At 63.3% G+C, this 25,304-nt stretch carries 22 protein-coding genes; 19 read left to right on the top strand and 3 right to left on the bottom strand.

The annotated features are described in order from the left end of the window. Nucleotides 1-14: 14 nt before the first annotated feature. From ruvC to AC56QQ_RS05190, 4 genes are all read left to right on the top strand, one after another. Nucleotides 15-524 (top strand): crossover junction endodeoxyribonuclease RuvC, encoded by a 510-nt coding sequence (ruvC, locus tag AC56QQ_RS05175; protein ID WP_256752740.1) that lies wholly within the window; start codon nt 15-17, stop codon nt 522-524. Nucleotides 525-537: 13 nt separating this feature from the next. Continuing rightward, nucleotides 538-1,158 carry a Holliday junction branch migration protein RuvA gene (gene ruvA, locus AC56QQ_RS05180; RefSeq protein WP_091578785.1) on the top strand — a complete coding sequence of 207 codons (621 nt, stop codon included), beginning with the start codon at nt 538-540 and terminating at the stop codon, nt 1,156-1,158. A gap of 43 nt (nt 1,159-1,201) precedes the next feature. After that, entirely contained in the window at nt 1,202-2,239 is a 1,038-nt protein-coding gene (gene ruvB, locus AC56QQ_RS05185; RefSeq protein WP_256752738.1) for a Holliday junction branch migration DNA helicase RuvB, read from the top strand. 217 nt (nt 2,240-2,456) lie between these two features. Further along, nucleotides 2,457-3,359: a metallophosphoesterase gene (locus AC56QQ_RS05190; RefSeq protein ID WP_489858242.1), complete on the top strand. Its 903-nt coding sequence runs from the start codon at nt 2,457-2,459 to the stop codon at nt 3,357-3,359. 3 nt (nt 3,360-3,362) lie between these two features. Here the strand turns inward: AC56QQ_RS05190 and AC56QQ_RS05195 are convergent, their stop codons facing one another. Beyond that, complete coding sequence (locus tag AC56QQ_RS05195) at nt 3,363-4,613, bottom strand: glycoside hydrolase family 5 protein (protein WP_497125818.1); 1,251 nt, start codon at nt 4,611-4,613, stop codon at nt 3,363-3,365. 57 nt (nt 4,614-4,670) lie between these two features. Between AC56QQ_RS05195 and ybgC the strand changes: the two genes are divergently transcribed. The 9 genes from ybgC (at nt 4,671) to ftsH (ending at nt 14,669) form a co-directional block, all read left to right on the top strand. Then, the gene (ybgC, locus tag AC56QQ_RS05200; protein WP_489858240.1) at nt 4,671-5,141 is read left to right on the top strand and encodes a tol-pal system-associated acyl-CoA thioesterase; all 471 of its coding nucleotides are present in this window, start codon (nt 4,671-4,673) and stop codon (nt 5,139-5,141) included. Between the two features lie 316 nt (nt 5,142-5,457). Further along, a complete protein-coding gene (tolQ, locus tag AC56QQ_RS05205) occupies nt 5,458-6,168 on the top strand; it encodes a protein TolQ (RefSeq protein ID WP_091578781.1) in 711 nt (236 codons plus the stop codon). 12 nt (nt 6,169-6,180) lie between these two features. Beyond that, complete coding sequence (gene tolR, locus AC56QQ_RS05210; RefSeq protein ID WP_095089517.1) at nt 6,181-6,633, top strand: protein TolR; 453 nt, start codon at nt 6,181-6,183, stop codon at nt 6,631-6,633. Nucleotides 6,634-6,640: 7 nt separating this feature from the next. Continuing rightward, nucleotides 6,641-7,798, top strand: coding sequence for a cell envelope integrity protein TolA (gene tolA / locus AC56QQ_RS05215; RefSeq protein ID WP_497125819.1), 1,158 nt, complete (start codon nt 6,641-6,643; stop codon nt 7,796-7,798). Between the two features lie 40 nt (nt 7,799-7,838). Continuing rightward, the gene (tolB, locus tag AC56QQ_RS05220; RefSeq protein ID WP_489858238.1) at nt 7,839-9,149 is read left to right on the top strand and encodes a Tol-Pal system beta propeller repeat protein TolB; all 1,311 of its coding nucleotides are present in this window, start codon (nt 7,839-7,841) and stop codon (nt 9,147-9,149) included. Between the two features lie 245 nt (nt 9,150-9,394). Next, on the top strand, nt 9,395-9,901 hold the full coding sequence (pal, locus tag AC56QQ_RS05225) for a peptidoglycan-associated lipoprotein Pal (protein ID WP_256752731.1): 507 nt from the start codon (nt 9,395-9,397) through the stop codon (nt 9,899-9,901). Nucleotides 9,902-10,126: 225 nt separating this feature from the next. After that, nucleotides 10,127-11,221, top strand: coding sequence for a tol-pal system protein YbgF (gene ybgF, locus AC56QQ_RS05230; protein ID WP_497125820.1), 1,095 nt, complete (start codon nt 10,127-10,129; stop codon nt 11,219-11,221). Further along, a complete protein-coding gene (gene tilS, locus AC56QQ_RS05235) occupies nt 11,221-12,615 on the top strand; it encodes a tRNA lysidine(34) synthetase TilS (RefSeq protein WP_497125821.1) in 1,395 nt (464 codons plus the stop codon). Before ybgF ends, tilS begins: the two co-directional genes overlap by 1 nt. A 125-nt stretch (nt 12,616-12,740) precedes the next feature. Then, a complete protein-coding gene (ftsH, locus tag AC56QQ_RS05240; protein WP_489858235.1) occupies nt 12,741-14,669 on the top strand; it encodes an ATP-dependent zinc metalloprotease FtsH in 1,929 nt (642 codons plus the stop codon). 448 nt (nt 14,670-15,117) lie between these two features. Here ftsH and AC56QQ_RS05245 read toward each other — a convergent pair whose 3' ends face one another. Beyond that, on the bottom strand, nt 15,118-15,972 hold the full coding sequence (locus AC56QQ_RS05245; RefSeq protein WP_489858234.1) for a hypothetical protein: 855 nt from the start codon (nt 15,970-15,972) through the stop codon (nt 15,118-15,120). A 368-nt stretch (nt 15,973-16,340) separates the two neighbouring features. Here AC56QQ_RS05245 and glmM point away from each other — a divergent pair, with 368 nt between their 5' ends. The 5 genes from glmM to serA all read left to right on the top strand — a co-directional run bounded on the left by glmM (nt 16,341) and on the right by serA (nt 22,820). Further along, on the top strand, nt 16,341-17,693 hold the full coding sequence (glmM, locus tag AC56QQ_RS05250) for a phosphoglucosamine mutase (RefSeq protein WP_489858233.1): 1,353 nt from the start codon (nt 16,341-16,343) through the stop codon (nt 17,691-17,693). Between the two features lie 254 nt (nt 17,694-17,947). Next, nucleotides 17,948-18,793, top strand: a complete 846-nt coding sequence (locus AC56QQ_RS05255; RefSeq protein WP_489858232.1) for an outer membrane protein — start codon at nt 17,948-17,950, stop codon at nt 18,791-18,793. A gap of 204 nt (nt 18,794-18,997) precedes the next feature. After that, a complete protein-coding gene (locus tag AC56QQ_RS05260; protein ID WP_489858231.1) occupies nt 18,998-19,774 on the top strand; it encodes an outer membrane protein in 777 nt (258 codons plus the stop codon). 200 nt (nt 19,775-19,974) lie between these two features. Then, nucleotides 19,975-21,150, top strand: a complete 1,176-nt coding sequence (locus tag AC56QQ_RS05265; protein WP_489858230.1) for a phosphoserine transaminase — start codon at nt 19,975-19,977, stop codon at nt 21,148-21,150. 68 nt (nt 21,151-21,218) lie between these two features. Continuing rightward, a complete protein-coding gene (gene serA / locus AC56QQ_RS05270; protein ID WP_497125822.1) occupies nt 21,219-22,820 on the top strand; it encodes a phosphoglycerate dehydrogenase in 1,602 nt (533 codons plus the stop codon). A 55-nt stretch (nt 22,821-22,875) separates the two neighbouring features. Here serA and AC56QQ_RS05275 read toward each other — a convergent pair whose 3' ends face one another. Further along, entirely contained in the window at nt 22,876-23,787 is a 912-nt protein-coding gene (locus AC56QQ_RS05275) for a DMT family transporter (protein WP_489858229.1), read from the bottom strand. 213 nt (nt 23,788-24,000) lie between these two features. On the opposite strand from AC56QQ_RS05275, the gene AC56QQ_RS05280 reads away from it, so the two are divergent. Continuing rightward, nucleotides 24,001-25,299 (top strand): adenylosuccinate synthase, encoded by a 1,299-nt coding sequence (locus AC56QQ_RS05280; protein WP_489858228.1) that lies wholly within the window; start codon nt 24,001-24,003, stop codon nt 25,297-25,299. Nucleotides 25,300-25,304: the final 5 nt, after the last annotated feature.

The raw sequence follows: 25,304 nt of genomic DNA on the forward strand, positions 1-25,304 counted from the left end.
GGTAAAGTTGGCGGATGGGGGAAGCGATTCGCATCATCGGTATTGATCCGGGGCTCAGGCGCACCGGCTGGGGCATCGTCGAGAGCCTCGGCAATTCATTGCGCTTCGTCGCCTCGGGCACCGTGCGCTCCGACGACAAGGCGGCGCTGGCGACGCGGCTTTGCCAGCTGCATGACGGGCTCGCCGAAATCCTGCACAGCGCGATGCCGCACGAAGCGGCGGTCGAACAGACCTTCGTCAACAAGGACGCTGTGGCGACGCTGAAGCTCGGCCAGGCGCGCGGCATAGCCATGCTGGTACCTGCGCGTGCCGGCCTTGTTGTTGCCGAATATGCTCCCAACGCCGTCAAGAAGGCGGTGATTGGCGTCGGCCATGGCGACAAGAAGCAGATCCACATGATGGTGAAAGTGCTGTTGCCGAAGGCCACTTTCGATACCGAACATGCCGCAGACGCGCTGGCCATCGCCATCTGCCATGCGCATCACCGGCAGAGCGTGGCCTACCGGATGGCGATGCTGGCGTGAGGGGTCATCAGGCATGATCGGCAAGCTCAAGGGCACGCTGGACGAGATCGACGAGGACCATTGCCTCGTTGATATCCATGGCGTCGGCTACGTCGCCTATTGCTCGGCACGCACGCTGGCGGCGCTGCCGGCGCCCGGCGAAGCGGTGGTGCTGTTCATCGAGACCTATGTGCGCGAGGACATGCTGCGCCTCTACGGATTCCAGTCGCAGCTGGAGCGCGAGTGGTTCCGGTTGCTGATGAGCAATGTGCAAGGTGTCGGCGCCAAGGTGGCGCTGGCCATCCTGTCGACGCTGGCGCCGGCGGATCTCGCCAATGCCATTGCACTGCGCGATATCGCCATGGTTTCGCGTGCGCCCGGCGTCGGCAAGAAGGTGGCCGAGCGCATCGTCACCGAGTTGAAGAACAAGGCGCCTGCCTATGCTGGCTCTGCCTCGGGCACCATCGGCCTGAAGCAGGAGCTCGGCGAAGGCGTCGCATCGGCGCCGATCACCGATGCCGTGTCGGCCCTGGTCAATCTCGGCTATTCGCGCGACACCGCGGCCAATGCGGTGGCGGCGGCACTGAAGACCGCGGGCGAGGATGCCGATGCGCCGAAGCTGATCCGCTTCGGGCTGAAGGAACTGGCGCGGTGAGAGCTGGCTTGTCCGGCTCCCTGCCATGTGCAAGGAAGGCAGCATGAGCCTGTCGCCCCGCCTGATTGCGCCCGAAAAACGCGGCGAGGATGCCGAGCAGACCTTGCGGCCGCAGACGCTCGACGATTTTGTCGGCCAGGCGGCGGTGCGGGCCAATCTCAAAGTGTTCATCGAGGCCGCCAAGGGCCGAAACGAGGCGCTCGACCATGTGCTGTTCGTCGGGCCACCCGGTCTCGGCAAGACGACGCTGGCGCAGATCATGGCGCGCGAGCTCGGCGTCAATTTCCGATCGACCTCCGGCCCGGTCATTGCCAAGGCAGGCGATCTCGCCGCACTGCTCACCAATCTCGAAGAAGGCGATGTGCTGTTCATCGACGAGATCCATCGGCTGAGCCCGGCGGTGGAGGAAATCCTCTATCCGGCGATGGAGGATTTCCAGCTCGACCTGATCATCGGCGAGGGACCGGCGGCGCGTTCGGTCAAGATCGACCTGGCCCGCTTCACCCTGGTCGCCGCCACCACGCGTCTCGGCCTGCTGACCAATCCGCTGCGCGACCGTTTCGGCATTCCGGTGCGGCTCAACTTCTATTCGGTCGAGGAACTGGAGCAGATCGTGCGGCGCGGTGCCCGCATCCTGCAAATGCCGCTCGGCGACGACGGCGCGCTGGAGATCGCGCGGCGCGCGCGCGGCACGCCACGCATCGCCGGCCGGCTGCTGCGCCGCGTGCGCGATTTCGCGTCCGTCGCCGGGGATGGCCATGTCAACCGCCAGATCGCCGACGAGGCCTTGACCCGCTTGGAGGTCGATGCGCTCGGCCTCGACGCACTCGACCGTCGCTACCTTTCGATGATCGCCCGCAATTTCGGCGGCGGGCCGGTCGGCATCGAGACGATCGCCGCCGGTCTGTCCGAGCCGCGCGACGCCATCGAGGACATCATCGAGCCCTATCTGATCCAGCAGGGTTTCATCCAACGCACGCCGCGCGGTCGCATGCTGACCGCCAATGCCTGGCGGCATCTCGGCCTCGACGCGCCGAAGGATCTGGCGCAGCAGCAGATCAACCTGTTCCAGGAAGAATAGTGCCCGAGCGATCGGGCACAGGTTCACTCTTCGCTTTGTGCATGCCGTTACCTCGAAACCGAGGTCCCTTTTGAGCGGCCCGCTTCAGGGCGGCGATCAAGCATCCGTGACCGTCCTGCGCAAAATCTCCTCAGCCTCGTCGACTTGCCGGCGCAATCATGGATTTTATCGGAGGCTTGCGGCACGCCGCCGAGATCCTTAGTGCCGGAGCCATGCAATGATAACCAGGCGCGGGTTCCTGCGCTTCCTCGGCGGGTCCTTCCTGACCGCCGCCGCGTTCGGCGCCTATGCGGTCGGCATCGAGCCGATGCTGTTGACGCATGTGAAGCGCTATGCGTTGACGCCACCGCATTGGCCGGCAGGGTCGAAGCTGCGGATCGTTGCGCTTGCCGACATCCATGCCTGCCGGCCATGGATGACGCCGGAGCGGATCGCTTCGCTTGTTGACGATACGAACGCGTTGCAGCCCGACCTGATCGTGCTGCTTGGCGATTACATTGCCGGCATGCGCCTGGTGACGGGTCGGGTGACGCCGTCGCAATGGGCGGCCGCGCTGTCGGGCCTCAAGGCGCCGCTCGGCGTGCTGTCGATCCTTGGCAACCACGACTGGTGGAACGATGGCTTCGCGCAGCGGGCGGGAGCCGGCCCGACCATAGCGCGCAAGGCCTTGGAGAAGGTCGGCATCCCAGTCCTGGAAAACGATGTCGTGCGGCTGGAAAAGGACGGACATGGTTTCTGGATCGCCGGCCTTGCCGACCAGTTGGCCCTGCGGCCGACCAAGGACCGCACCGGCTTCAGGGGGCTCGATGATCTCGACGGCACGCTGGCCAAGGTCAGCGATACCTCGCCTGTCATCCTGCTCGCCCACGAGCCCGATATTTTTCCCAAAGTGCCGTGGCGGGTTTCGTTGACCCTGTCGGGTCATACCCATGGCGGGCAGGTGCGGCTGTTCGGCTATTCGCCCGTGGTGCCGTCGCGTTTCGGAAATCGCTATGCTTACGGCCATGTCGTCGAGAATGACCGCAACCTGATCGTTTCGGGCGGGCTTGGCTTCAGCATATTGCCGGTGCGTTTCGGCGCTCGCCCTGAAATCCTGTCGATCGACCTTGGTTCGGCCTGAAGGTCAATGCAGCGCGCGGATCACGTCCACCACGTCCGGCTCGGCCTTATCGCCGTTGAAGGCGTCGACGATGCCGAACGCGCCGCCATAGCTCCACACCGACCATGAGAAGCCGTGCGCTTCGGCGCGCGCGATCATATCCCTGACATAGGCGGCCCGGTACTCGGCGGGCATCACATAGGCATTGCCATATTCCTGGCGGATCATGCCGAACTCGCCCAGCGTGATATTTTCCGGCCTGATGCCGTTGAGCTTCGCCCACGCCTCAACCTTCTTGAACGGCGCGTCCATCAGGCCAAGCAGCTTGTCGGGGCTGTCCATGCTGGCGACCTGTTCGTCGAGATAGGCAAGCAGGCCGCTCTGCCGTGTCCATGGCGCCTCCGCCTTGATCCTGGCGCGGATGGTGTCGAGCGTCACGTCAAGCTGTGCCCGCGGTACCGCGGTCAGTGGATAGGGCAGGCCGGTCACATAGGGAATGAAGTCGCCGGCCCAGGTGGCGCCCTGATGGGTGAGCAGGAACGGATCGTAGGAATGGAAGGTCCAGATGACATTGTCGTCCGGGATTGCCTTCGGGTCGATCTTTTCCAGGGAACTCGCGGCGGAGTAGCAGGCGCCGGTCAGCACCAGGGTCAGTTTCGTCGCCGAGGAGCGCGCCGCCGCGAACAGTTTGCGCTGACGGTCCGGCCACAGGCTGGTGCCGTCGCTGTCGCAGTCGACGATCGGTTCGTTCATCGGTTCGAAGGCGACCTGGCTGGGATCTTCGCCGGCCAGCGTGTGTGCCATCCTGCGCACCATGTCGACATAGACGTCGAAGGCTTGCGGGTCGTCCATCACCTGCGCCATGCCGATCTTGCGGCTGCCGCCGGCCGGAATCAGATGCATGTCGACGATCACCTTCAAGCCGGCGCGGTTGATCATGCGCACCGAGTCCAGCACGCTGGCATAGAGGTCGTCACGCAAGGCCACGGTCTGGGCGGAGAGGAAAGGCGACGGGTCGACCGGCATGCGCAGGAAATCGAAGCCCGCGTCCTTCAGCGCCTTGAGGTCATCGTCCTTGAGGAATTTGCGCCACTCCGGATAGGGCAGGATGGCCTTCGCATCGCCCCATCGATCCTCGCCCGGCCAAGTCGTCCACTGGTCGAGGTTGAGGCCGCGCTTCATCGAGAAAGTTGCCGCCTGGCCCGGCAGCGCCAGAGCCACCAGCACGGACAGCGCCGCCATCAAGGTCTTGATCATCGCCGTCAACAGTGCCATCCGATGCGGTGTCTCGCGGGGAACAGGTGCCTCGTCGGGACTGAAAAAGGAAGCGCAATGGGCGATCATGGTGAATCGGCGACATTGCTGGCAGGGCTTTCCGGCGCGCTGACGGCGTTCGGCCACCGGCTGATGGCGCGGGTCTACTACGCCGACACCGATTTCTCCGGCGTCGTCTACCACGCACGCTACCTCGAATTCTTCGAACGCGGCCGCTCCGACTATCTCAGGCTGACCGGCGTGCATCATACCGAGCTTGCCGACGGCAAGCATGGCGAGAAGATCGTCTGGGTGGTGCGTCGCATGGAGATAGATTTCCGCAGCCCCGCCCGCATCGACGACATCCTGACCATCGATACCCGCACCGAGGACATTTCCGGCGCGCGCATCTTCATGGCGCAGCAGCTCAAACGCGGCGACGAGGTGCTGGTCGAGGCAAGGGTTGAAGCGGCGATCATCGGCGAGAATGGCCGGCCAAGGCGCTTTCCCAAGGAATGGATGGCAGCGTTCATGCCCAAGGTGGGCTGATATTCAGGTGGCGCCGGTCTGACCTGAATCCCAACCCCCTTTGAACGGCGGATGAGTTGACGCAGGCCGGTTCGGTGGCTGACAGGCGCGGCAATGCGCCGCGCCTTATTCACTAACCCATCCTTAACCATAACGGTTCATGAAGAGATTGGTGAAGATTGGCGGGATTCAGCGCCTTCCTTTCACCAATATTTGCCCCGAAAAGGCCGCGGACGGCGCAGTTTGGGGTTGTTCCGGTAGCTTCGTGCGAACCGACCACAAGGGATGCCCATGGGCCAGCCGCCAGCTTTGCCCGGAAAATCTTAAGGACGTTACCATGGAAAATATCGCACTCGCCGAACCGGGCGCGCAATTGTCGATTTGGGCGCTGTTCATGCAGGCCAGCTGGGTGGTCAAGCTGGTCATGATCGGCTTGCTGTGCGCCTCGGTCTGGACCTGGGCGATCATTGTCGACAAGCTCGTTTCCTATGCCCGCATGCGGCTGGCGCTCAACCGTTTCGAGCAGGTGTTCTGGTCGGGGCAGTCGCTGGAGGAGCTTTATCGGACGCTTGCCGACCGCAAGACCACCGGCATGGGCGCCATTTTCGTGGCTGCGATGCGCGAATGGAAGAAGAGCTTCGAGAAGGGCGCGAAAACGCCGCTCGGGCTGCAGACCCGCATCGACAAGGCGATGGACCTGGCGCTGACCCGCGAAATGGAGAAGCTGGAGGGGCGCCTCGGCTTCCTCGCCACCACCGGCTCGGCGGCACCCTTCATCGGCCTGTTCGGCACCGTCATCGGTATCATGACCTCGTTCCAGGCGATCGCAGGGTCCAAGAACACCAGCCTCGCGGTGGTCGCGCCCGGCATCGCCGAAGCGTTGCTGGCGACGGCCATCGGCCTGCTCGCCGCCATCCCGGCCGTCATTGCCTACAACAAGCTGTCGTCCGACGCGAGCAAGATCGCGGTGCGTATGGAAGGGTTCTCCGACGAGTTCTCCGCCATACTCTCGCGCCAAATCGATGAAAAAGTCGCGCCTAAGGCCTGAGGAGCACGAAAGATGGGTATGTCCGTAGGCATGGGAGGACGCGGCGGGCGCGGCCACAGGCGGCGTGGCCGTCACCATGCACTGATGTCGGAAATCAACGTCACGCCGATGGTCGACGTGATGCTGGTTCTGCTGATCATCTTCATGGTCGCGGCACCAATGCTGACGGTCGGCGTACCGATCGACCTGCCGGACACGCAGGCCAAGGCAATGAATGCGGACACGCAGCCGATCACCGTTTCGATCAACGCCGCTGGCCAGATCTATCTCCAGGAAACCGAAATTCCGATCGAGGAGCTGGTGGCGAAGCTGCAGGCCATCTCGAAGACTGGCTATGAGGAGCGCATCTTTATCCGTGGCGACAAGTCCACCGACTATGGCACGGCGATGAAGGTGATGGCCCGCATTTCGGCCGCTGGCTACAAGAATATCGGCTTGGTTTCACTGCAGGAACAGGATCAGTAGACGAAAAATGAGGACCGGCCTCACCACATCGGTGATCTTGCATGCGGCGGTGCTGGCCTTCGGCCTGTTAACGCTGTCGGCACCGGCTGCGCTTCCGACCGCCGACGTCGAGTCGGTCTCGGTCGACATCGTGCCGATGGAGGCCGTCGCGCAGACGTTGCAGGGCGACAAGAAGGCCGTGATGCATGAAAAGCCGGCCCCTATGCCGACCAAGCGCCCGGACGTCGTGCCGGACGCCCAGAAGATCGGTGAGAACACGGTCGACACCGACAAGCCGGTAACGCCCGAGGCCAAGCCGAAACCGGTCGACATGACGTCGGCTCCGCCGCCGGCGCCGACCCCGGTCGAGAAGCCGAAGCCCGAGGACGTGCCGAAGCCGCAGGAAAAGCCCAAGCCCATTCCGGCGACGGAAGTGGCGCCGACGCCGACGCCCAAGGAAGAGGTGAAGCCCGAGCCGGTCAAGCAGGCGGACCCCAAGCCGACGCCGGCCAAGCCGGCGCCGACCCCGCCGCCGCAGGACAAGACCGCCGCGATCGACCCGACGCCCGAGGTCAAGCCGGATGCCGTCGCCGAAGCGATAGCGAAGGATCCGCCCACCGAAGAGACACAACTGCCGAACTCGGCGCCCGCGCCGGAAGCGCGGCCGAAGCCGCAGCCGGCACAGGCCGAAAGCGCCAAGGCGCCGGAGCGCAAGGATGCCGACAAGCCGGTCAAGGATGCGTCATCCAAGCCCAAATCGGACGACAAGCAGTTCAACGCCGACGAGATTTCGGCTCTGCTGGACAAGCAGAAGCCGTCCGGCGGCGGCGCCAAGCGCTCGACCCAGCAGTCTTCGCTCGGCGGGGACAAGGATCAGGGCCAGAAGCTTTCGAAATCGGAGCAGGGCGCCTTGGAAAGTCAATTGGGTGGTTGCTGGACCTTGCCGGCCGGTTTGGAAGGCTCGGAGAATTTCATCGTCGTGGTCCGCTTCAATTTGAACACCTCCGGCAAGCTTGACGGTCGCCCCTCCGTTGAAAAATCGAGCGGCAACCGGCAGTTCGATGAAAGCGCGGTGCGCGCGGTTCAGAAATGCGACATGGCCGGCCTGCAGGTTCCCGCCGGTAAACAAGACATCTGGTCCGACATCCGGGTCACGTTCGATCCAAGGGAAATGCTCGGCCTCTAGGCCTGGCGTCCAAACAGTCAATGAAGAGAAGCGAGAAGATATGAGATCTTTCCTCAAGCCGCTCCTGACGATTGCAGCGATGGCGCTGGGCATGACGGCAGTGGTTCCCATGCCGGCATGGGCGCTCGTCGAACTCAACGTCAACAAGGGCAATGTCGAGCCGCTACCGATTGCCATCACGGATTTCCAGGGTGGCGATGCGCTTGGCGCCCAGATTTCCCAGATCGTCACCGCTGACCTCAAACGCTCGGGTCTGTTCGCGCCGATCGACAAGAGCGCCTTCATCGAAAAGATCACCAATCCGGATGCGGCGCCGCGTTTCGAAGACTGGAAGGTCATCAACGCGCAGGCGCTGGTCACCGGCAGCGTCAGCAAGGAAGCGGACGGCCGCATCCGCGCCCAGTACCGGCTGTGGGACACCTTTGCCGGCCAGCAGATGGCCGGCGAACAGTTCTTCGCCAACGACGCCAACCAGCGACGGGTCGCCCATATCATCGCCGACGCCATCTACGAACGGCTGACCGGTGAAAAGGGCTATTTCGACACCCGCGTCGTCTTTATCGACGAATCCGGCGCCAAGAACGCGCGCAAGAAGCGCCTTGCCATCATGGACCAGGACGGCGCCAATGTCCGCTATCTCTCGGACGGCAAGTCGATCGTGCTGACGCCGCGCTTCTCGCCGAACCGGCAGGAAATCACCTACATGTCCTATGAGAGCGGCCAGCCGCGGGTCTACCTGCTGCAGATCGAGACCGGCCAGCGCGAACTGGTCGGCAATTTTCCGGGCATGACCTTTGCGCCGCGCTTCTCGCCCGACGGCCAGAAGGTGATCATGAGCCTGCTGCGCGACGACGGCAATTCCAACATCTTCGCCATGGATCTCAGAAGCCGCTCGACGACGCGACTGACCAACTCGATCGCCATCGACACGTCGCCGTCCTATTCGCCCGACGGCAGCAAGGTGGTGTTCACATCCGACCGTGGCGGCCGCGCGCAGATCTACGTGATGGGCGCCGATGGTTCGGGCCAGACCCGCATCTCCTTCGGCGACGGCGTCTATTCGACGCCGGTGTGGTCGCCGCGCGGCGACCTCATCGCCTTCACCAAGCAGACTGGCGGCGAATTCCAGATCGGCGTCATGAAGACCGATGGCTCGGGCGAGCGTATCCTGTCCTCGGGCTTCCAGCAGGAAGGGCCGACCTGGGCGCCGAACGGCCGGGTGCTGATGTTCTTCCGTGATTCCGCCGGTGGCCCCAAACTGGTTTCGGTCGATCTCACCGGCCGCAACGAGCAATCGATCCCGACGGCGAATTTCGCTTCGGACCCGGCATGGTCGCCGTTGCTGGAATAGGTTCGGCTGAATTGCCACACATGCTGAAAAGGGGCCGTTTCCGGCCCCTTTTCCATGCATTGGTCGCGTTTTGGCCGCATTTCCGCCTAGGGTCCGCGCCAACTGTGGCCCCGGGACCGAGAGGTTGCGGACGGGCAGCCTAACCAGCCTAAACCAAAATTTAACCGTGTTTCTTGAATGCCGGTTAACCCAAACGTGGTTACTGGGTGATCAACGAAATCACTCGAATATGAAGGAGAGGCGGCATGGGCCGTATCGCAGCACTTACCAGAAACCCGGTCATGATCGCACTGGTGGCGATGCTCGCCATCACCGGTTGCGCCTCGAAGAAGACGCCGAACAGCGCTGCGGATCTTGGCCTCAACGGCGCTGGCGCGGCAACGCCCGGATCGGCGCAGGACTTCACCGTCAACATCGGCGACCGCATCTTCTTCGATACGGACTCGACCTCGATCCGTGCCGACGCACAGACGACGCTTTCGCGCCAGGCGCAGTGGCTGAACCAGTACAAGCAGTATGCCATCGTCATCGAAGGCCATGCCGACGAACGCGGCACGCGCGAATACAATCTGGCGCTTGGCGCCCGCCGCGCCGCCGCCACCCGCGACTTCCTCGTCGCCAAGGGAGTCTCGGCCAGCCGCCTCAAGACCATTTCCTACGGCAAGGAGCGTCCGGTCGCGGTCTGCGACGACATCTCCTGCTGGTCGCAGAACCGCCGCGCGGTCACCACGCTCAGCGGCGCCGGTTCCTAAGGCATCGCAAAGCCTGCCCCCACGGCAAGAGAACGGCGCGGTGGCGTAGCGGCAAAAATGCAACATATCCATGCGAAAGGCGGCCCAAGGGCCGCCTTTTTCGTATCTGGCCGCCCGAAACAAAATTTGGCCGAAGTCTCGGGTCCTGCTATGAGCCGAGGGCGCTTGGCCGGTCCCACTTTGATTGGAAGCGCGAACAAGCTAACGATTCACGGCGAGAGGCACATGCATTTGAGATCGGTTCTAAGCGGCACGCTTGCGCTGCTGCTCCTATCAGGCGTCACCGCACTGGCTAGCGGCACAGGGCAATCAACCGACAGCGGCTTTTCCTTTCACCTGCCAACGATCGAGTTGCCCGGTATCTTTGGCGAAAAGAAGCAGCCGGATCAGGTGCAACTGGCTCAGCAGAGCGGCACCGGCGTGACCGCGCTCGAAGAGCAACTGCGGCAGATGAACGGCAAGATCGAGGAACTCAATTTCCAGGTCCTGCAGATGCAGGAGCAGATCCGCAAGCAGCAGGAAGACAATGAGTTCCGCTTCCAGCAGCTTGAAGGCGGCGCGCAGGGCGGACAGCCTCCGGCCCAGAAGAAATCGGACGCCGCCACCGATACCAACACCGACGTGGCGGCGGCTCCGGCAACCCAGGCGCCGGCCGATGCCGGCACCGCGCCCGGCGGCAATCAGTCCACAGGGGGCAAGACGGTCGAGGACGTCATCGTCGAATCACCAGACGGTGACCCCGGCAAGGTTATTCCCGGCACGGGAGCGCCCGAAAAGACCTTCGGCAGCATCACCGTCGACAAGAATGGCAATGTGATCGATGCCGGCGGCAACGTCCAGGCGGCGGCGCCAGCGCAAGACACCGCCCCGGCCACCAGCGCCCCGGCCAAGGCCGGCAAGTCCGACGGCACGGTGGTCGCGGCACTGCCCTCCACCAACGATCCCGAAGAACTCTACCGCAACTCCTATCAGTTCATCCTGTCGGGCGACTACAGCACCGCCGAGCAGGGCTTTCGCGACCATATCGCCCGCTTCCCCCGGGATGCGAAGGCGGCCGATGCACATTACTGGCTGGGCGAATCGCTGCTTGGCCAGCAGAAGTACCGCGACGCGGCCGAGACCTTCCTCGCCGCCAGCAAGGACTACCCGAAGGCCAAGAAGGCTCCCGACATGTTGCTGAAGCTCGGCGTGTCGCTGGTCGGCCTCAAGCAGCATGATGTGGCCTGCGCCACCTTCAGCGAGATCGGCAAGCGCTACCCCGATATTTCCGGTGCGCTCAAGGAACGCGTCAAGCAGGAGAAGGCTCTGGCTGCCTGCTGATGCTCGACATCGAGCCTGATCTTTCGACCAAGCTTTTTTCGCCTATCGACTTTACCAGCGGCGCCGTTGCGGCCGTGTCCGGCGGCAGCGACTCGACTGCCCTGCTCCTTCTTCTCAAACAACATCTCGATCGTGTCGCGCCGGCAACGAAGCTGCTGGCAGTGACGATCGACCACGATCTGCGATCTGGTTCGGCGGCGGAAGCGCAAGCGGTGTCGAGGCTGTGCGCCACATGTGGAATTCCGCATCGCATCCTGACATGGTCGGGACGCAAGCCGTCGACCGGCCTGCCCGCCGCGGCGCGGGAAGCGCGCTACCGGCTGCTGGCCGAGGCCGCGCAGGCGGAAGGCATCGGCCTGATCCTGACCGGCCATACCGCCGACGACCAGGCGGAAACGGTGCTGATGCGGAAAGCACGCGAGGACGGACTGGCCCGTGACGAGGGCCGAGATCATGCCGACGCGGCAGGCCGGGGGCTTGCCGGCATGGCGCCGGCCACTCTGTATGACTGGCGCACCTGGATCGTGCGGCCGTTTCTCGGGGTCCGCCGCGCGGCACTGCGCGATGTCCTGCGGCGTCGAAGCGTCGGCTGGGCCGACGATCCGACCAACGCCAACGAGGCTTTCGAGCGGCCACGCATGCGGGCAGCGCTCGCGGATGGGAACGGCGCGCAGCGCATTGATGAAGCCCTGGCACTGGCCGCGCGTGAAGGCAGCGCGCGCACCCAGCTAGGTCTCGAGGCCGCGGACTTGATCCGCGATCTCGCGACCCAGCCGGTGGCCGGGCTCATCCGCCTCGACCCAGGCTTGCTGAAGGCCGGCAAGGACCGGGCCGCCGTCTATGTGTTGCGCATTCTGCTGGCGACGACCGGCGGGGTTGCCTTCCTGCCGGATCAGGCGCGCGGCGAGGCGCTGTTCGACCGGCTGAAGGCGGGATTTCTTTGCGCCACATTGTCGCGGACGGTTGTCGATTACCGGCGCGCCGGCCTCTTCCTGCGCCGCGAGGCGCGCGGCTTGCCGGACGCCGCCGCAGCCACCGGCAGCGTCGTCTGGGATGGCCGCCGCCGCATCACATTGAACGACGGAAACGGCGCATTGTTGATCGCGCCGTTCGGGGCGGCAGCTGCCAGGCGGCTGGCCGTTGGCGAAGGCGAAACCCCGCCAAGCCTGATGCGCGCGGCGTTCGCCGCCGAGCCGGTCTTGTGGCGAGCCGGTGAATGCCCTGGTTCGCCGGGGGGTGGCCGGGTGCTCACAATGGTCGAGGCCCAACCGGTGGTGGCGCCTTTTGCACGGTTCCTGCCGTCCTTCGATCTGGCACCGGCGCGGGCCGTTGCCGGGCTGATCGGCGCGGCGCCGTTTCCCGCCCCGCCTTTCGGCGGCCACAGTGCCGATTGATGATGGGGCGAAAGCTTAACCCAGACGTGCTGTTCTGCTTGGCAAGGGGAGGCGCTCTCCCTATGTTAGGCCCAAGTTTCCTCTCATGACGCGTGTCCGCCCTGCGGATGCCAACGGGACAATTGATGAATCCGAATTATCGCAACCTCGCGCTCTGGGCGATCATAGCGGTCCTGCTCATTGCCCTGTTCAATCTGTTCCAGACGCCGCAGACGCGTGGGGCTTCGAGCGATGTGCCTTATTCGCAGTTCCTGCAGGATGTCGCGGCGGGCCGGGTCAAGACGGTGACCATTGCGGGCGCCCGCATCACCGGCTCCTACACGGACAATGCCAGCGGTTTCCAGACCTATTCACCGGGCGATCCGTCGCTGGTCTCGCGGCTGCAGGACAAGAACGTCACCATCAATGCGCGGCCTGAGACCGACGGTTCCAATTCGCTGTTCGGCTATCTCATCTCGTGGCTGCCGATGATCCTCATCCTTGGCGTCTGGATATTCTTCATGCGCCAGATGCAATCCGGCTCGGGACGCGCCATGGGCTTCGGCAAGTCGAAGGCCAAGCTTCTGACCGAGGCGCATGGCCGCGTAACCTTTCAGGACGTTGCCGGCGTCGATGAAGCCAAGGAAGACCTCGAGGAGATCGTCGAGTTCCTGCGCGATCCGCAGAAGTTCCAGCGGCTCGGCGGCAAGATTCCGCGTGGCGTGCTGCTCGTCGGCCCTCCGGGAACCGGCAAGACGCTGCTCGCCCGCTCGGTTGCCGGCGAAGCCAATGTGCCGTTCTTCACCATTTCCGGTTCGGACTTCGTCGAGATGTTCGTTGGCGTCGGCGCCAGCCGCGTCCGCGACATGTTCGATCAGGCCAAGAAGAATGCGCCTTGCATCATCTTCATCGACGAAATCGACGCGGTCGGCCGCCATCGCGGTGCCGGCCTCGGCGGCGGCAATGATGAGCGCGAGCAGACGCTGAACCAGTTGCTGGTCGAGATGGACGGCTTCGAATCCAATGAGAGCATCATCCTGATCGCCGCCACGAACCGGCCCGACGTGCTCGACCCGGCGCTGCTGCGTCCGGGCCGCTTCGACCGCCAGGTGGTGGTGCCGAACCCCGACATCGTCGGCCGCGAGAAGATCCTCAAGGTGCATGTGCGCAACGTGCCGCTGGCGCCCAATGTCGACCTCAAGGTTGTCGCCCGTGGCACGCCCGGGTTCTCCGGCGCGGACCTGATGAACCTCGTCAACGAATCCGCGCTGATGGCGGCGCGGCGCAACAAGCGCCTCGTGACCATGGCGGAATTCGAGGACGCCAAGGACAAGATCATGATGGGCGCCGAGCGCCGCTCGTCGGCCATGACCCAGGCCGAGAAGGCGTTGACCGCCTACCACGAAGCCGGCCATGCCATCCTCGCGCTCAACGTGCCGTCGGCCGATCCGCTGCACAAGGCCACCATCATCCCGCGTGGCCGGGCGCTCGGCATGGTCATGCAGTTGCCGGAAGGCGACCGCTATTCGATGAGTTACAAATACATGATTTCGCGCCTCGCCATCATGATGGGTGGCCGCGTCGCCGAGGAGTTCAAGTTCGGCAAGGAGAACATCACCTCCGGCGCCTCTTCGGACATCGAGCAGGCGACCAAGCTGGCGCGCGCCATGGTCACGCGCTGGGGCTTCTCCGACAAGCTCGGCCATGTCGCCTATGGCGACAACCAGGAAGAGGTATTCCTCGGCCATTCGGTGGCGCGCACGCAGAATGTCTCGGAAGAGACGGCGCAGATCATCGATGCCGAGGTGCGCCGACTGATCGACGAGGCCTATTCGACGGCGAAGTCCATCCTGACCAAGAAGAAGAAGGAATGGATCGCGCTGGCGGAAGGGCTGCTCGAATATGAGACGTTATCCGGCGAAGAGATCAAGCAGCTGATCGCCGGCCACAAGCCTTCCCGCGATCTCGGCGACGATACGCCGCCCAGCCGTGGCTCGGCCGTGCCGAAGTCCGGCGGTCGCCGCAAGAAGGGTCCCGAGCCCGAAGGCGGCATGGAACCGCAGCCATCGAGCTGAGGGCCAAGAGGCTGATTTCCAGGAAACGCCGCGGCTTTGTCCGCGGCGTTTTTGTTTGATCATAAAGGCTGTTTCTGACGGTCTATCCTGCTTCAAGGCCGGTCAATTGTTGTAGACGGCGCCGCCCCTCATTGCCCAGCCGGGCGTTCGTCACTCGAAAAGCCAAGCAATTGAATTGGCTTTTCGTCCGCTCGCGGACCGCTCCTCAACCCCCGTATAGTGACGGGGAGAAGGGGCTGGTCGCAACCTTGGTGCCCTTCTTGCACCGCTTGCGATTGGCGAACCATCGATGACAGCGCCCCTCTCCCCGTAGCCACAACGGAGGAGAGGATGCTGGCAGGCAGGGGCGGCGCCATCGAGGGCGGAATGGCTCGCTCGGCATTTGACAAGAAAAAGCCCGCGAACCTTGCGGTTCGCGGGCTTTGCGTTGTTCAGATATTGTTGTCGCTCAGCTCTTCAGCTTGGCATTGCACAGGCTGTAGAAGCCGCCGCCCTTCTGGATCCACTTCAGGCCGCCAAGCGCGTTTGCGTCCTTGAGGGCATAGTACTGGTCGAGGCAAGTATGCATGCGGCCCTTTCCGGGGGTCTCGCTGGCATATTTCGGCGAGATCGCGGACGGGAAAGTGACACCCTTGGGCGCAACCGTCGTCGGCTTTGCCGGCTCCTTGGTGTAGTTTGCCTCGCTGGGCGCAGGCACGGTATCGTCATCGGATGCGCTGGCGCCGCATTCCGTCTTGCGGAAGTCGTTCCACTTCATGCCCTTCAGCGTATTCGCCGTCTTGGCCGCCTGGTACTTGGTGCTGCATTCAGCCATGGTCAGACCCTTGCCGCCATTGTCGGCGGGAGCCGCCGCGGCCTTGGTGGTTGCCGGCTTGGTGTCAGCGGCGGCGGATGCGCCGGCGGCGCATTCGGCCTTGCGGAAGTCGTTCCACTTCATGCCGTTCAGCGTACCGGCTGCCTTTGCCGCCTGGTACTTGGCGCTGCATTCCTTCGCCGTCAGGCCCTTGGCCGTGCTGCCGGCCGCAGCAGTGGTGGCCGCCTTGGCCGGCTTCGTTTCAGCCGCCTTCTTGGTGTCTGTTGTCTTCTTGGTATCTGCTGCCTTGGTGTCGGTGGTGGCCGCGGCGTCGGTGCCGCACTGGGCCTTGCGGAACTGGTTCCAGGTCTGCCCGGCGAGTGTCCCCGCGTCCTTGGCGGCGTTGTACTTCGTGCTGCACTCGGCCATCGTCAGCGCGTTGGCTGGCGCAGCCAGGAACAACGTTACGACGGCGAGGCCGGTCAGAGTGGCAAGTCGGTGGATGAGCATAGCGTTTCTCCGTTGCAGCAGCCCATGATACGTCCCGGCAAATCAATAACGCTCAACGGCCGGTTGCGCCAGATGCTAAGTTGCGTATATATCGCCGAAAGGTGGCTCCTCTCCATAAGGTGATGAAATTGTTGGCCGTTACCGGCTTCCGGACAAGATTTTCCAGGTGCATCTGTGCTGAAGGGCTCGCATAACTGGTATACTGCACTGTCGCAGTCCCAGCATGTTGGACTGGGGCCATATTGTGTGCGGCGCACAACAATGATTTTCTAAGGATTGGTAACATATAATCACACAATGTGATCATAGCGCCCTGGCCAATTGTGGCATGACGTGCCGGGGAAGAACTGTCGAGGAAACTGGTTAGCATGGCAGGGAATTACTTCGGCACGGACGGTATTCGCGGGCGCGCCAACAAGTTTCCAATGACCGCGGAGATCGCCATGCGGGTCGGCATGGCCGCCGGCCTTTCGTTCCAGCGCGGCAACCATCGTCACCGCGTCGTGCTTGGCAAGGATACCAGGCTTTCCGGCTACATGATCGAGAACGCGATGGTGTCGGGCCTGTGCGCCGCGGGCATGGACGTGTTCCTGCTCGGCCCGATCCCGACGCCGGCGGTCGCCATGCTGGTGCGCTCGCTGCGCGCCGACATCGGCGTCATGATCTCGGCTTCGCACAATCCCTACTACGACAACGGCATCAAGCTGTTCGGCCCCGATGGCTACAAGCTCTCCGACGAGATCGAGGAGCGCATCGAGAGCATGCTCGACAAGGATATCGAACTGTCGCTCGCCGATTCCGACGGGCTTGGCCGCGCCAAGCGCGTGGACGGCGTCCATGACCGCTATATCGAATTCGCCAAGCGCACCTTGCCGCGCTCGATGTCGCTTTCGGGCCTCAGGATCGTTGTCGATTGCGCCAATGGCGCCGCCTACAAGGTGGCGCCCGAGGCGCTGTGGGAACTCGGCGCCGAAGTGGTCGCCATCAATGTCGAACCCAACGGCTTCAACATCAACAAGGAGTGCGGGTCGACCCATCCCGCCGGCCTGCAGAAGAAAGTGCACGAGGTGCGCGCCGATATCGGCATTGCGCTCGATGGCGATGCCGACCGTGTCGTCATCGTCGACGAGAACGGCGCGATCGTCGATGGCGACCAGATCATGGCGCTGATCGCCGAATCCTGGCAGCAGAGCGGGCGGCTTGCCGGTGGCGGCGTCGTCTCGACTGTCATGTCCAACCTCGGGCTCGAACGTTTCCTTGGCGACATGAACCTGCAATTGCACCGCACCAAGGTCGGTGACCGCTATGTCGTGGAGCATATGCGCGCGCACGGGCTGAACGTCGGCGGTGAGCAGTCGGGCCATATCGTGCTGTCGGATTTCTCGACCACCGGCGACGGCCTCGTTTCGGCGCTGCAGGTGCTGGCCTGCATCAAGCGACAGGGACGGCCGGTCAGCGAGCTGTCTAAGAAATTCGAGCCGGTGCCGCAGTTGCTGAAGAACGTCCGTATTTCCGGCGGCAAGCCGCTCGAGGAAGCGCCGGTCAAGGCGGCCATTGAAGACGCCCGTCACCGCCTCGGCAAGGCCGGGCGCCTGGTCATCCGGCCATCCGGCACCGAGCCGCTGATCCGCGTCATGGCCGAGGGCGACGACCCGCAACTCGTCGAAGCCGTCGTCAACGAAATTGTCGACATCCTTTCGGAAACACGCAGCGCCGCCTGATCCTCATCGCGCCCGGGACGGCATCGCGCCGCGGCGCCTTCACCTTTTCCAAGCCCGCCATCCGGCGGGCTTTTTTGTTGGCCGCCGGTCAATCCCGTGCCTCGAAAATCATCCCCGAATTCCTCGAATTGTAGAGATTCGTGGTTAAGCAACAGGGTTAAACGCCTTTTAACCTTTGCAATTCATTATCCACGACTGAAAGCCAATCGCATTTCGGACACGATCGCCGTTCCGAACTTCTCAGGGGTGACAGCATGTTCAATACAGCAAGAAGGGCCTTGTTCGCCGCGCTGTTCGCGGGCGTGGGGGGACCGGTGTTCGCAGCCGATCTAGCGGAGCCGCCGGTGGTAGAAGAGGCTCCGCCGCAGGCGGTCTACGAGCAGCCGGCTCAGGAGTATGGTGGCTGGTACATTCGCGGCGACATCGACTATCACTGGTCGAAGTTCGGCGGCGCCGACTACATCACCTATGGCACGCCGCCAAGTACCGGCACCTTCGCGACGGGTACATTGAAAAGTGCCTTCTCGGCCGGCGGCGGTGTCGGTTACCAGATCAACCAGCACTTCCGCACCGACCTCACAGCCGACTGGCTGAGCAATTCGGATTTCCGTGGCTCGACCAATGGTTTCTGCGGTGTGGCACAGACCCCCTGTACTTCGACCGACACGTCTTCCTATTCGGCCTTGCTGTTGCTTGCCAACGCCTATGTCGACATCGGCACCTGGCATGGGGTGACGCCTTACGTCGGCGCCGGCATCGGCGGTGCCTGGATGAAATGGGATACGTTGCACAACAGCGATAGCGATGGTGACTTCTTCCATCGCGGCGGCAAGGGCTGGCGCTTCGCCTACGCCCTGATGGCCGGCGCGTCCTACTGCCTGACGGACCGCGTCAAGCTCGATGTCGGCTACCGCTATAGCCACATCAACGGCGGCAAGATGTTCGACTACGACTCAGCCAGCAATGTCGGCCCCGGCTATGACGATGGCATCAACGTGCACGAAGTGCGCGGTGGCCTGCGCTACCAGTTCGGCAGGTCGGACTGCGCCCCGCCGCCGGAACCCTATGTGCCCGAGCCGGAGCCGGTCTACACCAAGTAGCCGTCTCGAAAGGAATTCGTCGACCGCCCGGCACCAGCCGGGCGGTTTTCGTTTGGGCTTTTTCAAGCGGAGTTCTGTTCGAAATCAATTTGCTAACGCTCTGTTAGCCTTAACCGGCACTTAACCACTATGGTTAACAATGGCTCTTGAAACGATGGCTGCTGTCCTGATTGCGGGCCGCACCAAATTCGGGAGTCGGGGACCATGAAATTCACATCGCGTATGGCGCTTGCCGCACTCGGCCTCATGCCGCTGACGCCCGCGCTCGCTGCCGACTATGATCCGCCGATCTATGTCGACCAGGCGCCAGACTATGTGCCGGTCGAGGTCGGCTCCGGGTGGTATCTGCGCGGCGATGTCTCCTATCTGGTGCAGAAAAGCTTCAAGAACGGGGATTTCACCTTCCCGTCGGCGATCAACAACGAAAACTTTAGCGAGAGCGAAGACGCAATTTTTGCGAGTGTCGGCTTCGGATATCATTTCAACGATTACCTCCGCGCCGATCTTAACTTCGGCTATTTGCCGGGTAACAAGGCCAGCTTCGGCTATGACGATTCAGCGGTCGTAGCACTGCCGACATTGCCGACCCAAGGATCGGGATCGCTGAAGAACTATGCCTTCTCGGGGATACTCAACGGCTATGTCGATCTCGGCACATATGTCGGAATCACGCCTTATCTCGGCGCCGGCATCGGTGTTGTCCGCAGCACGCGCAAGCTTTCGGCGAGTTACACAGATAACAATGACCCCGCGAACAGTTTCAACCTGCAGGACAACAAGACACAGTACTCCTTCGCCTATACGTTGAATGCGGGCCTTGCCTACCAGGTTTCCAAGAATGTTGCCGTCGACCTGGGCTATCAGTATTTCTCCGCTCCGAGCGCGGAGTATGTGACGGCCGAAAGCCTGACGTCCTTCCCGGTCAAGAAGGGGATCAGCAATCATCAGGTCAAGCTCGGACTGCGCTACGATCTCTGGTAGGCCCGGCACAGACCAGGATTTTGGCGGCGGATCTCTCGGTCCGCCGTTTGCGTTTGAAGGCGCGACATCCTGATCACGGAACGCGGGTATCCTGCCAACGACAAAAACTTTCCTCTTGACGCCCGATGCCTGAACGCATATCGCCGTCCGTGGGCCACCCCTCCCCAACGAGGGGCCACTATCTGGAAGGATAGACCACGATGACGACGCATACGAAGCCCGGACTCCGTCCGGCAAATCCCAATTTTTCCTCAGGTCCCTGCGCAAAACGCCCCGGCTGGTCGGTCGAGACGCTGAAGGCCGCTGCGCTCGGCCGTTCCCATCGCGCCAAGATCGGCAAGACCAAGCTCGAGCAGGCGATCACGCTGACGCGGGAGATTCTCCAGGTCCCAGCGGACTACCGAATCGGCATCGTTCCGGCATCGGACACCGGCGCGGTCGAGATGGCGCTGTGGTCGCTGCTCGGCGAGCGCGGTGTCGACATGGTCGCCTGGGAGAGCTTTGGCTCCGGCTGGGTCACCGATGTGGTCAAGCAGCTGAAACTCGCCGATGTCCGCAAGATCGAAGCCGGCTATGGCCGATTGCCGGACCTGGCCAAGATCGATTTCGACCGCGACGTGGTGTTCACCTGGAACGGCACCACGTCGGGCGTGCGCGTGCCGAATGGTGACTTCATCCCGGCGGACCGCAAGGGACTGACGATCTGCGACGCCACCTCGGCGGCGTTCGCGCAAAGACTCGATTTCAGCAGGCTCGACGTCGTGACCTTCTCCTGGCAGAAAGTGCTGGGCGGCGAGGGCGCGCACGGCATGCTGATCCTGTCGCCGCGCGCCGTCGAGCGGCTGGAGAGCTACAAGCCGGCCTGGCCGCTGCCGAAGATCTTCCGCCTGACTTCGGGCGGCAAACTGATCGAAGGCATCTTCAAGGGCGAAACCATTAACACCCCGTCGATGCTGTGCGTCGAGGATTATATCGACGCGCTGCACTGGGCGAAGTCGATCGGCGGCCTCGACGCGCTGGTCGCCAGAGCGGATGCCAATGCGGCCGTCCTCGATGGCTTTGTCGGCAAGTCCTCATGGCTCGGTCATCTCGCCGTTGAGCCGGCGACGCGGTCGAACACCTCCGTCTGCCTGTCCTTCACCGATCCGGATGTCGCGGCGCTCGACGCCGACGGACAGGCGGCTTTCGCCAAGGGGCTGGTGTCAGTGCTCGACAAGGAAGGCGTCGCCTACGACATCGGCGCCTACCGCGATGCGCCGCCAGGCCTACGCATCTGGTGCGGTGCGACGGTCGAAACGTCGGATCTCGAAGCACTGCTGCCCTGGCTCGACTGGGCCTTTGCCGCGCAGAAGGCATCGCTGAAAGCGGCGGCCTGAGATCATTCACGGCGGCCTTCGGGCCGCCGATCCCTAACGGATCAAATCCCATTTTGAAGGAGGCCGCCATGGCGCCCCGCGTTCTCGTCTCGGATAAACTCTCTCCCACCGCCGTGCAGATCTTCAAGGATCGCGGCGTCGAGGTCGACTACCTGCCCGATCTCGGCAAGGACAAGGAAAAGCTGCTCGAAGTGATCGGGCAGTATGATGGCCTCGCCATCCGCTCGGCGACGAAAGTCACCGAGAAGCTGATCAATGCGGCCACCGGGCTCAAGGTCATCGGCCGCGCCGGCATCGGCGTCGACAATGTCGATATCCCGGCGGCGAGCCGCAAGGGTATCATCGTCATGAATACGCCCTTCGGCAATTCGATCACCACCGCCGAACATGCGGTCGCGATGATCTTCGCGCTTGCCCGCCAGATCCCGGAGGCCAACGCCTCGACCCATGCCGGCAAGTGGGAGAAGAACCGCTTCATGGGTGTCGAGATTACCGGCAAGACGCTGGGCGTCATCGGCTGCGGCAACATCGGCTCGATCGTCGCCACGCGCGGCGTCGGCCTGAAGATGCACGTCATTGCCTTCGACCCGTTCCTGTCGGACAAGCGCGCCGAGGAGCTCGGTGTCGACAAGGTGGAATTGGAGGAGCTCTTTGCCCGCGCGGACTTCATCACGCTGCACACGCCGCTGACCGACAAGACGCGCAACATCATCGATGCCGCAGCAATCGCCAAGATGAAGAACGGCGTGCGCATCATCAACTGCGCCCGTGGCGGACTCATCGTCGAGGCCGACCTGGTCGCGGCGTTGAAGAGCGGCAAGGTGGCGGGCGCCGGCATCGACGTGTTCGAAGTCGAACCGGCCGAGAACAATGAATTGTTCGGCATGGAAAATGTGGTGGCGACGCCGCATCTCGGCGCCTCGACCGCCGAGGCGCAAGAGAATGTCGCGCTGCAGGTCGCCGAGCAGATGGCCGACTATCTGATCAAGGGCGCTGTCTCCAACGCCATCAACATGCCGTCGATCACCGCCGAGGAAGCGCCGCGGCTCAAACCCTTCGTCAAGCTCGCCGAAGTGCTCGGCGCCTTTGTCGGCCAGGTTACCGAGGATCCGATCAAGGAGGTGGAGATACTGTTCGACGGCTCGACCGCGACGATGAACACTCGCGCGCTGATCAGCGCCGCCCTTGCCGGGCTGATCCGGCCGCAGGTCTCCGACGTCAACATGGTGTCGGCGCCGATCATGGTGAAGGAACGCGGCATCATCGTCGCCGAGGTCAAGCGCGACAAGTCGGGCGTGTTCGACGGCTACATCAAGCTGACGGTCACGACCGAGCACATGACGCGCTCGATCGCCGGCACCTGCTTCTCTGATGGCAAGCCGCGCTTCATCCAGATCAAGGGCATCAATCTCGACGCCGAGGTTGGCCAGCACATGCTCTACACGACCAATGCCGACGCCCCCGGCATCATCGGCCTGCTGGGCACGGTCTGCGGTGAGAACGGTGTCAACATCGCCAACTTCCAGCTTGGCCGCAACCGGCCGGGCGGCGACGCCATCGCGTTGCTCTATCTCGACGCACCGTTCCCGGAGAATGTGCTGGAGCAGGTCAAGGCGCACAAGTCGATCGATTCGGCCAAGCGGCTGCAGTTCGACGTCAACGCGATGTGACCGGACTTGCCATGGAAGATCGAAAGGCGCGGCGTGGTCCGCGCCTTTTTTATGTTCAGCCTGTTCTGGCCGATGCCAGGTGCGCCATCTTCCGGCCGCTGTATTCGGCAAGCCCGATGCCGCCCAGCACGAGCACCAGCGCCAATGCCTGATAGATCTGGAACGTCTCGCCGACGATGAGCACGGAAAGCAGCGTGCCGAAGATCGGCACCAGATTGATGAACAGGCCGGCGCGGTTGGCGCCGATCAGTTCGTTGCCCCTGATATAGAAGATCTGCGAGATGACCGAAGCGCCGATCGCGGTATAGACGATCACTGTCCAGCCGCGCGCGTCGGGCACGATGACCTTGCCGGCGGCGATCTCCCACAAGAAAAAGGGCAGCGAGGTGATGAGCGCGGCGATCGACATGGCCAGCATCAGGCTCTGCCAGTGCATTACCGGCTTCAGCCGCAACCCGACCGAATAGCCGCTGTAGAGAAGCACGGCGACCAGCATGATGGCGTCGCCGAAATTGAGCTCCAGCGTCAGCAGCCGGCGCGGATCGCCGTGGCAGGCGGTCAGGATCACGCCGGCAATGGTCAGCACGACGCCGGCGATCTGCGCCCAGTTCACGCGCAAGCGGAAGAACACGAAATTGGCGACGATGATCAGGATCGGCATCGCCGCCTGCTCGATCGAGACGTTGATCGCCGTCGTGTAGTTAAGCGCCGTGTAGAAAATGGTGTTGAACAAGGTGAAGCCGCTGGCGCCAAGCGCGGCCAGGACGAACCAGTGCTTGCGCACCACCGGCCAGTCCTTCCGTATCGTCTGAAGGCCGATCGGCAGCATGATCAGCACCGCCAGCACCCAGCGCAGGAAGACGAGCGTCATCGGCGAGACGTGATCGACCGCCAGCTTGCCGGCCACCGAATTGCCGCCCCACAGCAAGGTGGTCAACAGCAGGAATATGTAGGCGCTTCGATGCATCGCGGGATTCCGGCCGCCGGAGGTGAATTGCGGTGTTTGCCGGCCTATTGCCCGCGCTCGCCCAAGTAAATGATGTCAAAGCCGAAAATTGTTGTGCCTCAGGGCATTTTCGGCGGCAAAGAAAGGTCGCGCTCGTGAGATCTTGACGTTATAGAGGCCTGTCGTTTCGAACCATATTCAAGCCGCTTGGCGGCGTCTCAAGGGAAAAGAAACATGGCCAATGTGGTGGTCGTCGGCTCGCAGTGGGGCGACGAAGGCAAGGGCAAGATCGTCGACTGGCTGTCGGAGCGTGCCGATGTCGTGGTGCGTTTCCAGGGCGGTCACAATGCCGGCCACACGCTGGTCGTCGACGGCAAGGTCTACAAGCTGTCGCTGTTGCCGTCGGGCGTCGTGCGCCAGGGCAAACTGTCCATCATCGGCAATGGCGTCGTCTTCGACCCGCACGCTTTCGTCGCCGAAGTGGCGAAGCTCAAGGCACAAGGTGTCGAAGTGACGCCGGATCGCCTGAAAATAGCCGAAAACACAGCGCTTATCCTGTCGCTGCACCGGGAACTGGACGGCTTCCGCGAGGACGCCGCCTCCAATTCCGGAACGAAGATTGGCACGACGCGCCGTGGCATCGGTCCCGCCTACGAGGACAAGGTGGGCCGGCGCGCGGTTCGGGTGATGGATCTGGCGGATTTGGACACGCTGCCCTTGAAGGTCGACAGGCTGCTGACGCACCACAATGCGCTGCGCCGGGGGCTCGGCCATGCCGAAGTCACGCATGACGCGATCATGCATGAGCTGACCTCGGTCGCGGCCGAGATCCTGCCCTATATGGACCGCGTCTGGAAAATCCTCGACGACAAGCGCCGCGCTGGCGAGCGCATCCTGTTCGAGGGCGCGCAAGGCACGCTGCTCGATATCGACCACGGCACCTATCCCTTTGTCACTTCATCCAACACGGTCGCCGGCCAGGCGGCCGCCGGTTCCGGCGTCGGCCCGGGTGCCATCGGCTATGTGCTCGGCATCACCAAGGCCTACACGACACGCGTCGGCGAAGGTCCGTTTCCGACCGAGCAGAGGAATGAGATCGGCGAGTTCCTCGGCACGCGCGGCCATGAATTCGGCGTCGTCACCGGCCGCAAGCGCCGCTGCGGCTGGTTCGACGCGGTGCTGGTGCGCCAGGCCGTCGCCGTCAACGGCATCAAGGGCATTGCGCTGACCAAGCTCGACGTGCTCGACGGGCTGGACGAGATCAAGGTCTGCACCGGCTACCGCCTCGACGGCGAGATGATCGATTATCTGCCGGCCAGCCAGGGCGCGCAGGCGCGCGTCGAACCGGTCTACGAGACGCTGGAGGGCTGGAAAGGCACCACCGCCGGCGCACGCAGCTGGAACGATCTGCCGGCCCAGGCCGTCAAGTATGTCCGTTACATCGAGGAGCTGATCGGCGCACCCGTCGCGCTCCTTTCCACCAGCCCGGAACGGGACGACACGATACTTGTGACCGATCCGTTTCAAGACTAGTTTCT

It is taken from the genome of Mesorhizobium sp. RCAM 05099 (assembly GCF_059683685.1).